Annotated in this window: 17 protein-coding genes and 2 tRNA genes; 4 read left to right on the top strand and 15 right to left on the bottom strand. The window is 37.5% G+C overall.

What is annotated here, in order from left to right; translation table 11 throughout:
- Positions 1-694: 694 nt before the first annotated feature.
- The 5 genes from IPMB12_RS12275 to dnaQ all read right to left on the bottom strand — a co-directional run bounded on the left by IPMB12_RS12275 (position 695) and on the right by dnaQ (position 5,363).
- Positions 695-910: a polymorphic toxin type 15 domain-containing protein gene (locus IPMB12_RS12275; protein WP_407704083.1), complete on the bottom strand. Its 216-nt coding sequence runs from the start codon at positions 908-910 to the stop codon at positions 695-697.
- A gap of 32 nt (positions 911-942) precedes the next feature.
- The gene (locus tag IPMB12_RS09025) at positions 943-2,199 is read right to left on the bottom strand and encodes an RHS repeat domain-containing protein (protein WP_166916985.1); all 1,257 of its coding nucleotides are present in this window, start codon (positions 2,197-2,199) and stop codon (positions 943-945) included.
- Positions 2,200-2,473: 274 nt separating this feature from the next.
- Positions 2,474-4,042 (bottom strand): RHS repeat-associated core domain-containing protein, encoded by a 1,569-nt coding sequence (locus IPMB12_RS09020; RefSeq protein ID WP_166916983.1) that lies wholly within the window; start codon positions 4,040-4,042, stop codon positions 2,474-2,476.
- A 355-nt stretch (positions 4,043-4,397) separates the two neighbouring features.
- A tRNA-Asp gene (locus IPMB12_RS09015) sits at positions 4,398-4,474 on the bottom strand.
- A gap of 139 nt (positions 4,475-4,613) precedes the next feature.
- Positions 4,614-5,363, bottom strand: a complete 750-nt coding sequence (gene dnaQ / locus IPMB12_RS09010; protein WP_166916981.1) for a DNA polymerase III subunit epsilon — start codon at positions 5,361-5,363, stop codon at positions 4,614-4,616.
- Positions 5,364-5,458: 95 nt separating this feature from the next.
- Between dnaQ and rnhA the strand changes: the two genes are divergently transcribed.
- The 3 genes from rnhA (at position 5,459) to IPMB12_RS08995 (ending at position 8,023) form a co-directional block, all read left to right on the top strand.
- On the top strand, positions 5,459-5,929 hold the full coding sequence (gene rnhA, locus IPMB12_RS09005) for a ribonuclease HI (protein WP_166916979.1): 471 nt from the start codon (positions 5,459-5,461) through the stop codon (positions 5,927-5,929).
- Between the two features lie 43 nt (positions 5,930-5,972).
- Positions 5,973-6,725 (top strand): hydroxyacylglutathione hydrolase, encoded by a 753-nt coding sequence (gloB, locus tag IPMB12_RS09000; protein WP_166916977.1) that lies wholly within the window; start codon positions 5,973-5,975, stop codon positions 6,723-6,725.
- A 62-nt stretch (positions 6,726-6,787) separates the two neighbouring features.
- Positions 6,788-8,023 carry a transglycosylase SLT domain-containing protein gene (locus tag IPMB12_RS08995; protein ID WP_166916975.1) on the top strand — a complete coding sequence of 412 codons (1,236 nt, stop codon included), beginning with the start codon at positions 6,788-6,790 and terminating at the stop codon, positions 8,021-8,023.
- Here IPMB12_RS08995 and IPMB12_RS08990 read toward each other — a convergent pair whose 3' ends face one another.
- The 8 genes from IPMB12_RS08990 to IPMB12_RS08955 all read right to left on the bottom strand — a co-directional run bounded on the left by IPMB12_RS08990 (position 8,024) and on the right by IPMB12_RS08955 (position 14,435).
- Positions 8,024-8,791: an endonuclease/exonuclease/phosphatase family protein gene (locus tag IPMB12_RS08990; protein ID WP_166916973.1), complete on the bottom strand. Its 768-nt coding sequence runs from the start codon at positions 8,789-8,791 to the stop codon at positions 8,024-8,026.
- A gap of 13 nt (positions 8,792-8,804) precedes the next feature.
- Entirely contained in the window at positions 8,805-10,367 is a 1,563-nt protein-coding gene (gene gshA, locus IPMB12_RS08985) for a glutamate--cysteine ligase (RefSeq protein WP_166916970.1), read from the bottom strand.
- A gap of 146 nt (positions 10,368-10,513) precedes the next feature.
- Positions 10,514-11,212 (bottom strand): aspartate/glutamate racemase family protein, encoded by a 699-nt coding sequence (locus IPMB12_RS08980; protein ID WP_166916968.1) that lies wholly within the window; start codon positions 11,210-11,212, stop codon positions 10,514-10,516.
- 31 nt (positions 11,213-11,243) lie between these two features.
- Positions 11,244-12,380: a 23S rRNA (uracil(747)-C(5))-methyltransferase RlmC gene (gene rlmC / locus IPMB12_RS08975; RefSeq protein ID WP_407704082.1), complete on the bottom strand. Its 1,137-nt coding sequence runs from the start codon at positions 12,378-12,380 to the stop codon at positions 11,244-11,246.
- 173 nt (positions 12,381-12,553) lie between these two features.
- Positions 12,554-13,414, bottom strand: a complete 861-nt coding sequence (locus IPMB12_RS08970; RefSeq protein ID WP_166916964.1) for a carboxylate/amino acid/amine transporter — start codon at positions 13,412-13,414, stop codon at positions 12,554-12,556.
- Between the two features lie 133 nt (positions 13,415-13,547).
- Positions 13,548-13,757 (bottom strand): transcription antiterminator/RNA stability regulator CspE, encoded by a 210-nt coding sequence (gene cspE, locus IPMB12_RS08965; protein ID WP_166916963.1) that lies wholly within the window; start codon positions 13,755-13,757, stop codon positions 13,548-13,550.
- Positions 13,758-14,032: 275 nt separating this feature from the next.
- Complete coding sequence (locus IPMB12_RS08960) at positions 14,033-14,185, bottom strand: YoaH family protein (protein WP_166916961.1); 153 nt, start codon at positions 14,183-14,185, stop codon at positions 14,033-14,035.
- Between the two features lie 178 nt (positions 14,186-14,363).
- A tRNA-Arg gene (locus IPMB12_RS08955) sits at positions 14,364-14,435 on the bottom strand.
- A 125-nt stretch (positions 14,436-14,560) separates the two neighbouring features.
- On the opposite strand from IPMB12_RS08955, the gene IPMB12_RS08950 reads away from it, so the two are divergent.
- Positions 14,561-15,319: an MlaA family lipoprotein gene (locus tag IPMB12_RS08950; RefSeq protein WP_166916959.1), complete on the top strand. Its 759-nt coding sequence runs from the start codon at positions 14,561-14,563 to the stop codon at positions 15,317-15,319.
- 25 nt (positions 15,320-15,344) lie between these two features.
- Here the strand turns inward: IPMB12_RS08950 and recO are convergent, their stop codons facing one another.
- Both recO and era read right to left on the bottom strand, forming a co-directional pair.
- The gene (gene recO / locus IPMB12_RS08945) at positions 15,345-16,037 is read right to left on the bottom strand and encodes a DNA repair protein RecO (protein ID WP_166916957.1); all 693 of its coding nucleotides are present in this window, start codon (positions 16,035-16,037) and stop codon (positions 15,345-15,347) included.
- Between the two features lie 45 nt (positions 16,038-16,082).
- Positions 16,083-16,994, bottom strand: a complete 912-nt coding sequence (gene era, locus IPMB12_RS08940) for a GTPase Era (protein WP_166917756.1) — start codon at positions 16,992-16,994, stop codon at positions 16,083-16,085.
- Between the last annotated feature and the right edge of the window lie 7 nt (positions 16,995-17,001).

The following is a 17,001-nucleotide window of genomic DNA, read 5'->3' as shown; positions in this document are numbered from 1 at the left end:
ACTAATACGGCTGTGTTGGTTGCTCGCTTCAATCAGTTGGCCTAAACGGTCATATTGAAACTGAGTGGTTTGGGAGCCTCCAAATTATCTTAATTCATAGCCAGATGCTTATATGAAGATAAAATTGAAATAGTTATACAATATATTTTCAACTATCTTTTTATCCATTTAGTTTTTTTTACAGATTATCCAATGCTTGCTGGGCGAGAAGAGTATATGTTTTATCGTTTAAACTTAATAATTCTTTTAAGGCATCTATAGCTACTATATTATCTTTTCTATGCCTTCTTATAACAGCAAAAGCAGCAGCTCTTAAATTAACATCTTCATTTATGTTTTTTATAATATCTAATGATATTTGAATTTCTTTATCAGTTATAGGGCTAAATTCAATTGCACGAAGAGCATAAATTCTGACATATTCATCTTCCTTTTCATTTAAAATGATACTGTCTAATGAGTTTAAAATATCTGTATGATCGTAATCGCCATGATAGAGACCAATAATTTTTAATGCTGCAATTCTAACCTCATCGTCTTGTTTATTGTCTTTTATTATTTCTAGAAAAAAATTGGCTAAAGTTAAATCTAATGGATCGGTTTATTCATTTAAAAACTCAATTCTTTTATTATCTGAATCTAATGATTTGTATTTTTCAATGTTCATATTCTTCATCATGTTAACCCTTATACGCTATGTAATTTTCAATATATATCTAAATTTCTCGATTTTTGAGTCATTAGGTAAAGCCATTATAGTATCAGCAATAGTTCGAGAGTTTCCTCCAATTATTGAGTTGGTTCGAGAGTCTCCTACACCTGAAATGTCCTCTGGAGCTCTTCCCGCACACATATCTGGTTCATGGAGCCAAGCTTTCCCTTCACCCGCCTTTCCTTTAGCTTTTGCAATATCCCTTCCTTTTTTCTCAATAGTGGGGTCATCTAAGTATGCTTGAATTCTTTTTTTAAGCCTGCTAAACCCTCTGTAGCCAAAATCCTATTAAATCCTGCTATTTGTCCCCTGATTTGTCGTCTCAGTTCTGCTTTGTTAGTTTTCTTATTATCTTTTGTTTTATGATTATAAACTAAGGTACAACATTTATTAGGTTTTTTAGAAGTTAGTTCCCAAAAATCAGCCCACGAAGTAGCATTTGAGGCGAATAAATAAAGGTTCTCTCCCCCAAATAACCCAATAGGATCCTGATTAACAAACTTCCCACATTCAGGTTCATAATACCTAAACAAATTATAATGCAAACCCGTTTCATTGTCATAATACTGATTTTGCAACCTAAACGGTTGGTGAGCAGGTAAAACATTTGTCTCGTTTTCTACCTTACCCCAAGCTGAGTACTCAGCAAACCAAGCTAAATCTTCCATCTCATTGGTCATCTCTTTAGGGATACCAATTTGGTCGGTGTGTAGATAATTAAGAGTAATGTTTTCTGTTTGATTGTCTTTTATTGTTTGTGCAATGGGCACAAAGCTATCAGTATCTTCATAAATATAACTAAAGAATCTATTGTTTTGTTTATGTAGTTCTTGTTGGAGTTTCGCCACATCCCACACAAAGCGTATTTGTTGCTGTTCGTTATTTTTTACTGCCAGTTTATTGGTAATCTGTTTACTGATTCGTCTACCAAAAGCATCATAAGCATAGCCCCAAGTTTCGGTTTGATTCGGCGTTTCAATATGCGCTAAGGATAGCTGATTTTCATTATCATAAGCTAAATGCAGCATTTCCCCATTGGGTTTCTCACGCTTAATCAAATTACCCAATTCATCATAATGGTAGGTGATGTTATTGTAGATTTGTGTACGATTAGCATAAGTATTAATCGGTCTGCTATTCGGGTCATCTTTAAGGGGAGACCAGGTCTTATCTGCCATCATTCGGTCATAATAAGCTTTGTCTTTAACCGATTTTTGTGGTTGATTGGTTTGTTGTTCTTTTTGGTCAATCAAATTATGGGCAGGGTCAAAGGCAAAGGTTTCTTTGCCTGCTTTTAAGATTTGCCCGAGTTTATCGTATACATAACTGGTGGCACCGGTTCTTAAATCCGTACTTTGTTTTAAGTTACCTGCTTTATCATACAGGTAACTGCGTTTGACAGGGCCACTGGCAATGAGCCATTGGTTTTTGTCTTTAGGGTTCAGTTGGGTTTGTGATAATTTGTTTCGCCTTGATGGCGACTTCATTTTTTTGCATACCCAAAAAAACGACAGCAAAAAAAGGGCACCCTATACCATTGCCCTAACGGGTGATTGATTTTAACTTTAAATAAGAGGCGAGTATGGAAACTCGCTGTTAACACAGCTCAAACAGCATACTCTTTTTCCCTCTTATTTAAAGTAAAAATCAACAATGGTAAAAGGGACTATATATGTTAGTCCGATTATTTGTGTTTTATAGAATTAATTTCATGATGAATTAGTTACTCTTTCCCTTATTGTAGAAAAACCTTAACATTAACTACACATCAAACGGTTCTTTCTCAACAAGACTTTCATAATCTGCAACAATTTGGGATTCTGGCGCTGCAATCCATTTTTCCTTTTTTTTCTCATAACATGTTTGTCTGTAAGGATATTTTTGAACAATTTTGGATATTTCATTTTGCAAGTCTTCTTCTTTGTACCATTCCTTACCACATTCACCACATCCCCAAAAATAGGGTTTAGAGTAGTCAATAAAACTAATCAAACCATCACAATGACTAACAGGGCAATGTAATAAATTTTCACCAACAGTATTCTGATAAATAACATTTTTAAATGCTAAATCGTCAGTATAAGGAGTTGGTTTGTTGCAGTATGGACAATCAATAATTATAACTTTAAGCCCAGTGCTTTGCATTCTTGAAACAAATTCTTTTTGTTCCTGTGATAATAAAAACTTAGAATGACATTCTTGGCATATTGTTTCCATAATTTTATTCCTAATTAAGTCCATAAAAATTTTTTCCTTCTTCATACCAATGCAACATTTTATTGTTATCTGTATGATATTTTTATCCATTAAAGTTAAGTTGCTAAAACGATTGTTTCCTCCTCTAAATAAAGGTTTTTTATGATGGACAACAAAATTTTTGGGGACTTTCCCTTTTTTCATTTGCTCTATATCTTCGTCAGTACATTTGAATGTGGCTTTTGTTTTTTCAGGTGTCTTTGCCAATTTTTTCAAGTATCTTTCTCTTGCTCCTCCAGATTTATCGAAATTATGTCTAAGTTTTGCTACGGAAGAAACTGAACGCTTTCTATATTGATTTAACCCCCAAGGGTCCATCCATTCAAAAGGGTTTGAAGCGTATTGGTATAAATTCTCCCCACCTAGCAACCCAATCGGATCTTGATTAACAAACTTCTCACACTCAGGCTCATAATACCTAAACAAATTATAATGCAAACCTGTTTCATTGTCATAATACTGATTTTGCAATCTAAACGGTTGGTGAGCAGGTAAAACATTCGTCCCGTTTTCTACCTTACCCCAAGCGGAGTATTGCCCAAACCAAGCTAAATTACCCTGCTCATCGGTCATCTCTTTAGGAATACCAATTTGGTCGGTGTGTAGATAATTAAGGGTGATGTTTTCTGTTAGATTGTCTTTTACCGTTTGTGCAATGGGCACAAAGCTATCAGTAGCTTCATAAATATAACTAAAGATTCCATTGTTTTGTTTATGTTGTTCTTGTTGTAGCTTTGCCCCATCCCAAACAAAGCGTATTTGTTGCTGTTCGTTGTTTTTTAACGCCAGTTTATCGGTAATATGTTTACTGATTCGTCTACCAAAGGCATCATAAGCATAGCCCCAAGTTTCGGTATGATTAGGCTTTACAATGTGAGATAAGGAAAGCTGATTTTCATTATCATAAGCTAAATACAGTGTTTCCCCATTCGGTTTCTCACGCTTAATCAAATTACCCAATTCATCATAATGGTAGGTGATGTTATTGTAGATTTGAGTCCGATTAGCCTGATTATTAATCGGTCTACTATTCGGATCATCCTTAAGGGGTGACCAAGTCTTATCCAGCATCATCCTATCGTAGTAAGCTTTATCTTTGATAGGATGCTGTGTTTGTGTATTCTGTTTTTGTTGTTACTCAAACCTAATGGTTCTATCCAACTGATACTTTTAGCTAAAAAACGCAATAAAGAATCATTTAAATAATGAATCACATAGTCTAGCTCCAATTATGACTGCATAAGTATCAAAAATAGACAAAACTGAACCTATGTCTGTACCAGCGTTTAGATTTGAGAAGTGGTTAAAATGTAATGAATTTTAATAGATAAAAGATTATAGGAAAGCAGGAGAAAACTAAATTATATATTTGATATTTTTTAACTTATTAGACTTTATTGAATATTACTAGAGGTAAAAAAAAGAAAATTGGCGGAACGGACGGGGCTCGAACCCGCGACCCCCTGCGTGACAGGCAGGTATTCTAACCAACTGAACTACCGCTCCGCGTACCACAAACAGTATCTGCTTGAAGTAGGCAGAATATTAAAGGCTTATCCTCTGCCCGTCAATAGCTTTTTTCTGCTGTGGGGTCTGATTGTTCATAAAATCAACGTATCCGACCCTTTATTCTCAATCCTGACGATTATTCAGCTCGCCAGATAGAGCCACCACTTTTCTTATCAATCAGATTGAGAGTGTTTTCGTGTTCAGATAATTCAATGTCAGATGCTGAAATTACTTTTAACTTAAACTCACTACGTTGTAAACGAGGCACTTCAATTGTTTGAGATGTTTGACTGGCAGTAGCTTCATCTTGCACAAATGACATTGATGTCTGACCACCAGTCATCGCCAGATAAACTTCCGCCAGAATCTCCGCATCCAGTAAAGCACCATGCAGTGTTCGGTGAGAGTTATCGATCTGATAACGTTCACAAAGTACGTCTAAGTTATTCCGTTTACCCGGAAATATACGACGAGCCATCGCCAGAGAGTCCGTCACTTTGCAGTGCTGCTCAACTTTGAAATCTGAATTCATCAAGCGATATTCATAATCGATAAATCCAACGTCGAACGATGCGTTGTGAATGACCAGTTCAGCACCAGAGATAAACTGTTTAAAGCTCTCTGCAACTTCCTGAAATTTTGGTTTATCTTTTAAAAACTCATCACTTAATCCGTGGACCGCAAAAGCTTCAGCATCAACTGCTCGCCCTGGATTTAAATACACATGAAAATGATTACCTGTCAGACGACGGTTGATAATTTCAACAGCACCAATTTCAATAATTTTATGTCCGGTATAATGAGTAGTACCATCCATATTCATACCGGTTGTTTCTGTATCCAGAACGATTTGACGCTCGAGTATAGGTTGATTATTTTGTGTCATAAGGGTAACTGCCAGCTCGTATTGTTATTTGTTCTCTACATCAATGTGGTGTATATTCCACGCAATGAGATTATTTTAGCAGAGATTTAGGATTAATGTTAAAACAGGTAGAAATTTATACGGATGGTTCATGTCTTGGAAACCCTGGGCCTGGTGGCTATGCGGTGATTTTACGCTACAAGAAAAAAGAGCTGGAACTTACCGAAGGCTATCATCTGACTACCAACAACAGAATGGAGTTACTGGCGACGATTATTGGGCTTTCGACTCTTAAAGAGCGCTGTAATGTTAAGCTTTATACTGACAGCCAGTACGTCAAAAACGGTATTACCACCTGGATTTATAACTGGAAACGTAATAACTGGAAGACAAGTAATAGAAAACCCGTCAAAAATCTGGATCTTTGGCTGCGTCTTGATGAAGTGGCACCTAAACAAAATATTGAATGGATTTGGGTGAAAGGTCATGCCGGGCATCCGGAAAACGAACGTTGTGATGAGCTAGCCAGAAATTCAGCTGCAAATCCTAAACATGAAGATGAAGGTTTTATTCCATCTGAAGAATAGCTGTTCAATATCGTTTTTTTCTATATGGCTAAGTGAGATAATTATGTATCAATTAACCACAATTCCCGCTCTGGAAACCAATTATATTTGGCTGCTGACCAATGACAAGCAACAAACTGTCATTGTTGACCCAAGTACAGCAAAACCTGTTATTGATTATTTATCCAGGCATTCACTTAAACCCGTGGCTATATTATTAACTCATCATCATGACGATCATACAGCTGGCGTTGCTGAACTAGTGAAGGCTTATCCGGAAATTTTGGTCTTTGGTAGTGCTACCATTCAGCAAAAACTACAACTACCTGTTCACACCGTACATGAAAGTGATAAAGTTCAGCTAGAAAATTTTGATTTTCAGGTTATAGAAACACCAGGTCACACACTTGATCATGTAGTCTATTATCAGGCCCCTTACCTGTTTTGTGGTGATACTTTGTTTGCTGGTGGTTGTGGACGTATTTTTGAAGGGACTCATGAGCAAATGTTTAATAGTCTCAAAAAGTTATACCAATTACCAAATCAAACATTGATTTGCTGCGCACATGAATATACACTAGACAACTTCAAGTTCGCCTTGTCTGTACTGCCGGATGACATAGACTTACTTGCACAATTTGAAAAAATCAAAGAACTAAGAAAAGATAATAAAATAACGTTACCAACGACGCTTGAGCTTGAAAAAAGGACTAATCTTTTTTTAAGATGGGATGACGAAAGGATACAACAAAAATTACAGATCACGGATAGTGAGCAAGTATTTTCTAAGCTTCGCACTATGAAGGACCGATTCTAATCTGTTTTTTGCGCCTGCTACAAGTAATAACTATAAAAATAACTTAGCAAACAAAAAACAACATGAAAAAACTCTTTATTATTCTTATTGTTGCATTAGCTGGCTGCCAAACAACAAGCAAAAAACCAGCAGAACCAAAACCTGATACAACAGTAATTACTACGCCTAAACCAGCCCCTGCTGACTTACAAAATCCGTGGGTCTTTATTCAAAATGAATCTCAGATTAACATTCCGTTAAATCAACGTATTATTGCTGAACGTGATAATTTTATTAAATATAAAATATCATTTGAGCGAACAGCGATGCGTTCTGAACCTTATATGTACTTTATTGTTAATTCATTACATCAGCGTAATATGCCTATTGAATTAGCCTTACTACCATTGCTCGAAAGTGCTTATAATCCTTTAGCCACATCTTCTGCTAAAGCTGCAGGTCTTTGGCAAATTGTTCCAATTACTGCGTCAGCCTATGGCATGAGTAAAAATCAGTGGTTTGATCCTCGTCGTGATTTAATTGAATCAACTAATACTGCGCTGAATTTACTGGAATATCTGAATAAAAGCTTTGATGGTGACTGGTTATTAACTCTGGCTGCTTATAATGCTGGTGAAGGCCGGGTACGTCGTGCGATTGCATGGAATAAAAGCAAAGGCTTACCAACCCATTACTGGGCATTAAATTTACCTAAAGAAACTATGCAATATGTGCCTAAAATGTTAGCTCTAATCGATATCGTGAAACATTGTGGTAATTATGGTATTACCTTACCTGAACTTGATTACAGTAATGCTCTAGTAAAAGTGGATATCGGTGAAAAAATTAAATTAGAACGTGTTTCTCAGTTTACCGACCTGACCATGGAAGAATTGAAAACTTATAATGCTGGCTATTCTAAACAAATACTTAATGGCCCTTTCCATCTTTTAGTTCCAAGTAGTTATGCGGAATTACTCTACGAGAGACTGGTGAGTGAAAACTATTCGCAGGCAGAAATCATTGACCTGATTAGCGCAACACAACAAGCTGAACTTAATGACGCTTATGCAATTACATCAACCAACCTTAAATATAAAAGTATCACCGATATTGATTTACAGACTTACGCACAACAACATCGTCGTAACAGTCAGATCGTTTATCAGGTAAAGCCAGGTGATAACCTGTCAATGATTGCAAAAAACCATCATGTAAAAGTCAGTGAAATTCTGAAATGGAATAATCTGAAAAATGCTGATCGTCTTAGACCAGGAGACAAGCTAACCATTAATGTTCGTAATGGTAGTTCCAGTTAATTAGTAAGTAAAAGTCACTGACAGTGGATTATGGTCAGATGCCATAGTATAGATGGTTCTGGCCTGCTCAATATCCAGCCCACGATAGAAAACAAAATCTAAAGGCCTGCCTAAAAAAGTTTTACGGATATCAGACGTAAAACGTACCTGCTGTAAGTTAATCGAAGTAGTCAGATAATGTAGTAAATCTAAACGTTGTTTGCTCCAGGTGTTAAAATCCCCAGCTAAAATAACCGGCCCCTGATGCTGATAAATTCGATTTAATAACAAACGAATCTGCTGCTGATAAATTTTAATCCCAAAACTAAAATTAACTGCATGAATATTTGCCACCATCAACATTTGATGTGTTTGAGCAAGAGGATAAATAGTAATAAGAGCTGATTTTGGAATACGAATCAGAGGCTCACGCTCTTTAAATGGTAGTGCACAAACCGGATAGGTTTTGGCCAGTGTCATCACACCAGCATAATTATCGTTGAATGAAAACGCCGGAACCTGATCAGCCACGATGTGATTTCTTGTCACGTAATTGATCAGCTCAGGCGTTGTCTGTGCTTCCTGTAGTAGTACCAGCTGACTTGGTTTGCCATATTTTTCCAGTACACTCGTCCAGGCAGAGCGTTTTTGCTTAAAAATATTCCAGACCAGAACATCAATTTTTCTCTCGTCTGAGAGTGGATGATTCACAATAATATTGTGATCAGGCAGAATAAACTCAACATCTTTATTCGCGGAATATCTCAATGTATAGATATCATCTGCCATCAGAATCCTCTGGTTATTTGGATTTATTTTTTGCTAAAAACTCATCAAAACTTTCTGTTTGCTGTAACTCTTTAGTACGTTGTTTATTTAAAGAGAGATCTCTTTGTTTTAAGAAGTCTTTTTCTGTCAGAACCTGTAATGGTTCTTTGACCAGCTGCTGTTGATATTGTTTTGCCAGCGCCAGACCAAACTCCCCAGTGCCTAAATCACGGATCGCTTGTAGAGTCCTGCCTGATAATGTAAGTTCAGGTTCATCAAACGTGACACGCAGACGTTCGCAAACCTCACGATATGGTTTTTTCTGTTCTGAACGATCAAGAACATCTGCTACTCTGAGCAAATCATCAAATAATGCATGGCCTACTTTTGATAATGGCTTGCGATAACTATCACACTCAAAGCTGATAGTCTGATCAGGTTTACGCCCTTCCATAATCACCCTGCTCCAGTTAAGTTTAGCACACTCAAGCTCTGCTGCACTCATGTCCGGCGCATCAGCCAAAGCACACCAGATAAGGAATAGATCAATAAAACGAATTTGTTCTTCAGTAATACCAATTGGAGAGAAGGGATTAACGTCCAGTGCCCGAACCTCGATATACTCAATGCCACCACGTAGCAGAGCATCTGACGGAGTCTCACCCGGTTGAGTCACGCGTTTAGGACGAATTGGGCCATAAAACTCATTTTCAATCTGCAAAATATTATCATTGAGCTGACGATATTCACCATCAACTTTCACACCAATTTTACTAAATTCTTCTGACTTAAGTTGAGTTGCTCGTTTAAGCCCTTCAGCGTAAGTATCTAAATGATTAAATGTAATGCCCAGACTACGCTGCGCATCATTGGTATAGCCTAAATCACTCATTCTTAAAGAAGTCGCATAAGGTAAATAACCTTTACCCTGAGTCATTTTTTCAAACTCAGCCGCTTTCTTAGGATCTTTAATAAATGAAGAACACATAGATGGTGAAGCACCAAATAAGAATGGAATCACCCAACCAAATCGGTAATAGTTACGAATGAGTCTGAAATAGCCTTCTGAAATAACATCTTTACCTTCATCAGCATTTTTAACACCATCACGTGCCTGCCAAAACGCCATCGGCAGAGAGAAGTTATAATGAACACCGGAAATGGTTTGCATCATTGCACCATAACGGCGTTTTAAGCCTTCACGATAAAGAGTTTTCATACGCCCTTCGTTAGACGTACCATACTGCGCTAAAATAATGTCATCTTCTTTGGCAACAAAACATGGCATGCTCAGTGGCCACATCAGCTCATCACCAATACTTACACTCGTGTAGCGATGCAGATCGCGTAAAAACGTCAACATATAATCGATGTTACAATTCACTGGAGTAATAAACTCTAACATTGACTCCGCAAAATCAGTGGTCACCCAAGGGTGAGTTAAAGCTGAACCAATTGAACTTGGGAAAGGCGTACTTGCTAAGGTCCCATCCGGAAGAATTCTCAGCGTTTCACGTTCTAAACCACGTTGAATTCCTTGCAAAATGGTATGGTGTTTCTCTAACCAGGATAGAGCATTAGATACATTTGGGATCAAAATTGCCTCCACATCTTTAGATAAATATAAATTGGCGATAATTATTAATTATACCTATTTTTAGGTGGCTCATCATAACATAACTTCACTTTATACAGTCGGGATTTTATCTATCACTCTTATCACTAAACAGTAATAATCAAATGTTATTCATTAAGTCCAATAGCCCGTAGTGCTGCACTGGTTGCATGAATTAAACTGGTATCAAATAATGGTGCATTGGTATCTGTTTGATTAATTAATAAACCAATCTCAGTACAACCAAGAATAATACCTTCAGCACCTTGTTTAACTAAATGGTCAATTATCCTTAAATATTGTTGTTTAGATTCAGATTTAATCACACCAAGACAGAGTTCATGATAGATAATATCGTTAACACAAGTACGTTCTTCTTCGTCTGGGATCAAGACTTCAATACCATTCTTAATAAGCACATTTTTGTAAAAATCCTGCTCCATGGTGTATTTTGTACCTAATAACGCAACACGTTTAATCTTTTTATGCTGTAATTGTTTAGCTGTCATCTCTGCAATATGATGAATTGGAATAGCGATACCGGCCTGAATCTGCGAAGCTACCTTATGCATAGTATTAGTACAAATCACAATAAAATCTGCACCTGCTTTTTCCAGATTTTGAGCAGCCTTAGTCAGAATTTTAGCGCTCTGTTCCCAGTCACCATTGGCTTGACAGGATTCAATCTCCTGAAAATCGACGCTATACAAAACACATTTTGCTGAGTGTAATCCACCCAATTGTTTTTTGATAATACGGTTAATCACTTGATAATAAGTCACCGTACTTTCCCAGCTCATACCGCCAAGTAAGCCAATTGTTTGCATATTCTGACCTTTTGTTAGATTTTTTAAATGGTTATTTTTTAATTAATAGTACCATGACTTCCATATGTTCTGTATGGGGAAACATATCAAAAAGTTGTACTTTATTTAGCTGATAATTAGTCAAACTAAGCAGGTCCTGCCCTAAGCTATCTGGATTACAACTCGAATATAAAATATATTTTGGAGCGACTTGTTGCAGATATTCAGCCAGTACCTTGCCAATCCCCCGACGGGGTGGATTAACCAGAACTAAATCCGGAATATCTTGCTGTGCCAGAGCAAAAGCGGTGGAATCCAGAGAACGAAAATCAGTGTGAGACAACCCTAATTGCTCCGCCGATTTTTTGGCACAGGCGATCGCCTCCTGATTAATTTCAATCCCGGTCAGGCGCATATTGGGTTTAGTGCAATGCAATCCAAAACCACCTACACCACAAAAAAGGTCCCAAATAGATTGCACTTGTTGTGAGGAACAATTTAACTCATCGATCCACTCATTTGCGGTTTGATAGAGTTTTTCAGCAACGTTGGTGTTGGTTTGGAAAAAACTTTGTGGACGGATAAATAGTGGAATCTGATTAAGCATCACAGGTAGTACACCATTCTCGGTCAAGATAATTTCCTGTTCACCCTCTAAAATTGCTGCATGTTTAGGCTGAATATTGGCAGAAACTACCACCAGATTCGGAATTAATTGTTGTAGTTCAGGTAAAACAACCCGAATCTGTTCCACCATATTTTCAGAACGCAACACAAAACGTAGCATGATTTTTGTTTGATGCACAGTCAGAATAATGAACTTAAGTTCACCTTTCTTTTTATTAATATTATAAGGAACCAGACTATTCTTTTTAATAAACCCTTTTAAGAGTTCAAGTGTTTCAGCAATACCTCGTTCATATAAAGGACAGTGGCATAGATCAATTCCTTGCTGTTCATGATTAATAATACCCAAAATCGGCTTTTCCACTGTTCCGGTAACAACCATTTTGGCTTTATTACGGAAATGAAATAGTTCACTAACAACAGGCGATAAAATTAATTCAGGATGAAAAGATTTGAGTTTATCTGATAAATTATGTTGTTTAACTTCAATTTGTTTAGTGTAAGGCTTCGCTAACCACTGACAGGATAGACACTGTTTTTTTGCATAATAATCACACTGTATCGTCATCTGTCGCCTTATTTGATCATTTTTCAAAAAATATTTAATTATTTTTATATTATGGGGAACTTATTAATTTTTAGTTTGTCTTAATAAGTGCCACTGCATTATTTTTCATTTTAAATTATGAACGGCCGCCTTAGTTTAGGCGGCTTTTTTCTTTTCTGCGCCATGCATTATAAACTGTCTGTTTTGACAATCCAATATCGATGAAGAACCAATGCTGCAATAATTACAATCGAACCAATAATAAATCGCCCCCACTCTATCTGTTGTTGCCAGACAACCACATTAACTAAAATACCCAGCGGTACTACCGCATTATTCATAATTGCCAGGGTACCGGAATCCACTTTTGTCGCACCATAATTCCAGAGAAAATAACACACACCTGATGCGACGATACCAAGCCAAAGCAGTACAATCCATTGCGTTGTCGTGGTTGGAAACCTGTTCATATCACCAAAAAGTAACCAACAAATTACAGCCACAACTGCTGCCCCCAAATAGACCCAGGAAAAGGCCTGATGCTGCGGCATCGGATAGAGCTCCATAATACGTTTATAACCAACCTGACCCAGCGCAAAGAAAATATTTGCCCCCTGAATCAGTAAAAAACCAACGATAAAATTAGTGCTGATTTGGTTATAACGAATAATCGCGGTACCAATTACTGCCAAAACAGCAGTAAACAGATAGGCCCAGCGTAGTGGATGACGTTGTAAGAGATCATATATTAGCGTGACATAAACAGGCGTCATGATGGTGAACAGTAAAATCTCTGGCACACTGATGTAGTTAAACGAATGATAGTAAAAGATATACATAATACTGAGCTGAGAAGCTCCAACCAACATAAAGAGAATACACTGCTTAAGTGATACTGATTTAAAACGCAGAAAAGGTAAAAATAATAAACAAGCCAGTACAATCCGGATAGCTACCGCAAACCAGGAGTCAACCTGTCCGCTTAAGTACACACCAATGAAACTAAAAGAAAAAGACCAGATGAGAGTAACAATGACAAGATATAACATAATTTCCACCATAAGCTGAGTATGGTTCAATTATATGTTAACTAAAATAAATTTTAAATGTTTACATTAAATTTATTCTTTCCTAAAACAACAAAACCCGCCATAAGACGGGTTTTAATCATTCAAACTGATGTTAGATTACAACAACTTCAGCCGCTGCTGGACCACGAGGGCTATCCTGGATAGCGAACTCTACTTGTTGGCCTTCAGCTAAAGTTTTGAAACCATCACCAGCGATTGCTGAGAAATGTACGAATACATCTTTGCTTCCATCAGCTGGAGTGATAAAACCAAAACCTTTGCTTTCATTGAACCACTTAACGTGGCCAGTTTTCTTAGTCATTACTAAACTTCCTAACGATAATTAATATTAGCCGGAACGGCTCTCTTGGCCATAAGATTAGCATTTACTTATAAGAACATCCAAGAAGAGATCTGTTAAAGCTAAATCGAAGATTATGTTTAAACAGGAACTACTTATACCCAATGTTATAACAAGCAGAACTGCAAATTATGTCCGCGACTATTACCGCATATAATGGCACTTAAAGCAAGGGCTTAATCGGGTATTTTAAGACACGTATCACATTATTTTGCAAAAAACATACAATTAAGCAGCTATTTATCGTTCGCAGGAGTATTTTCACGGATTTTTTGGGCCACGATGATGATCGCCTCAGCACAACTCACCCCCTCTGCCATCAGCTTTTGAATTTCTTCCACCGCTGCTTGTTGTTGTTCATGAGTTAACTCTAAATCAAGTAATTCCATACTCCCCTCGGGACTTTTGTCCTAAATATAATCCATTGATTATTATTCATATTTAATATATCTATTTATTCTTTAAGAGAATAAAAAATTATTTTTTGTGCATAAAATGTAAATTAATCGATAATTTTGTAAAGACTAACATTTTCATACAGTCAATCAATACAATAAAAATAGATCTTGTCCCCAGCAGGAATCGAACCTGCAACTAGCCCTTAGGAGGGGCTCGTTATATCCATTTAACTATGAGGACATTGAAAATGTATAAATAAATCAGAATGAAAGAGTCAGATCAGATAATTGTTTTTCGACTCTGTTAAAATACATGATACAATTCTGCCACATATTTTATAGAACAATAAATTTAAATTGAACATTATGAAAAAATTTCTTATCACGATTCTGTTTGCGCTCACCACATTAACCAGCTGTGCAACTTATGATCCTGAGACAAATAGCTATTCCGATCCAATGGAAGGCTTTAACCGTACTATGTTCAATTTTAACTATAATGTTTTAGATCCTTACATCGTGCGCCCTGCTGCCGTATTTTGGAAAAGCTATATTCCAAAACCTGTTCGTATTGGTATCTCTAACGTGACATCTAACCTGAGCGAACCCGCTTCAATGGTTAACTATTTATTACAAGGTGAAGGTAAAAAAGCCGCCATTCACTTTACTCGTTTCTTCTTAAATACTGTCTTTGGTTTAGGTGGTCTGATTGATGTAGCTAGCATGGCCGATCCACAGTTACAAAAACCAGAAGCCAGAGCATTTGGTAGCGTACTCGGACATTATCAGGTTGGTTATGGTCCATATGTTGTACTACCTTTCTATGGTCAGGCAACACTGCGTGAAGATGGTGGTGATGTCGTTGATTTCCTCTATCCACCTCTAAGCTTACTTACCAGCGAACTGGTTATTACTAAATGGATCTTCCAGGGGCTTGAAACACGTGCGCAGTTCCTTGAATACGAAGATATGCTTAATAACAGCAGCGATCCATATAGCTTTATGCGTCAGGCTTATTTCCAGCGCCATGACTTCTTAGCTGCAGATGGTAATGTTGACACGTCACAACAGCAAAAACGTGAAGAGGCAGTACTTGGTGACTTCCTTGATGAGATTGATGAATAATCAACTCGCCCTCTTTTCTGAACTCCTATTTTCTAAACAACTCCCGGCTTTTAAATGGCTGGGAGCCTGTATAAGGCTTTAACGCAATTCGAGTAAAACGCTTAGCCGCTTTTAAACACTCTCCATCCGGAAACTCTTTTGCTGCCAGTGACTTTAATTGCCGTCCGGTAAAACTATAGTTATCCGTAATAAGACTTCCTATAAAGCCTTTCTCAGCCCGGTATTGGTAAGTCATCTCATCCGCCACATCATCACCTGTAGCAGAGCAGTGAATAAAATCAACGGTATAACCTAGATTATCCAGTAATGCCAGCTCAAAACGACGCAACGCATGTTCCGGTGAACGCTGCTGTAGTGCTAAAGATTGCAGACAATTGAGATATTCCAGAAAGAGAGAAGTTGTATCTGACTCAGCCACAATCACGCGGTGAACCAGTTCATTCAAATAAAATGCACTATAGAGGCTAGTCCCTGACAGAGGTAAAGCTAATGATATAGCTTCCACCTGCCTGAGCGTTTTCAGGCTACCACTGCCACTATACTGGACAATCAAAGGCGTAAAGGGCTGCAAAGAGCCCTTTTGAGCTGAACGCTTACGTCTGGCGCCTTTGGCAAGCACAGTCACACGCCCGGCTTGCTCAACAAAAAGATCAACAAGTAAACTGGTTTCACTATAAGGCCGACTATGTAATACAAATGCCCTTTGCCAATTACTCATAAAATTTCTTCAATAAAATCAAAGAGTTAAAATATTAAAAATTACTTATAAATCATCAACATAGCCAAGACTGCGTAGAGCTCGCTCATCATCAGCCCAACCAGCTTTGACTTTTACCCAAAGTTCTAAATGCACTTTAGTCTGGAAAAACTCCTGCATATCGCGGCGTGCTTCAATACCAATTTGCTTGATCTTCTGTCCCTGATTACCGATGACCATTTTCTTTTGACCATCACGTTCCACCAGAATAAGACCATTGATATCAAAATAACCTTTTTCATTTACCACAAAACGTTCGATTTCAACAGTCACTGAATAAGGTAATTCTTCACCCAAAAAGCGCATCAGTTTTTCACGAATGATTTCTGACGCCATAAACCGTTGAGAACGATCGGTAATGTAATCTTCCGGAAAGTGATGTTCTGCTACAGGCAGATGCTCACGGGCGATTTTGGCGATGGTATCTACCCCCTCACCGGTTTCAGCACAAATCGGCACTACATTCAGAAAATTCATTTTTTGGCTAATTTTAGCAATATGCGGTAACAAAATGGTTTTGTCTGTGACATTGTCAATTTTGTTAATTGCCAGCAACACCGGGCTTTTAAGATTTTTTAGTTTATTGACCACCATCTCATCGTCATCATTCCACTTAGTGCCTTCCACCACAAAAATCACCAACTCCACATCACCAATTGAACTATTGGCAGCACGATTCATTAAGCGATTAATTGCACGCTTCTCTTCCACGTGCAAACCTGGTGTATCCACATAGATCGCCTGATAATTATCCTGAGTATCAATCCCCATAATACGGTGACGCGTAGTTTGCGGCTTTTTGGAGGTAATCGATACCTTTTGCCCAAGCAATTGATTAAGTAAAGTTGATTTACCTACGTTTGGGCGACCTACGATTGCAACGAAACCACAATGAGGTTGTTTAGTTTCATCTTGCATAGTGTTT

The organism is Zophobihabitans entericus, assembly GCF_011745665.1.
GTDB classification, from domain to species: domain Bacteria; phylum Pseudomonadota; class Gammaproteobacteria; order Enterobacterales; family Orbaceae; genus Zophobihabitans; species Zophobihabitans entericus.
Note: the sequence above shows the minus strand (reverse complement) of the source record. Positions and strands in the feature narration are given on the sequence as shown.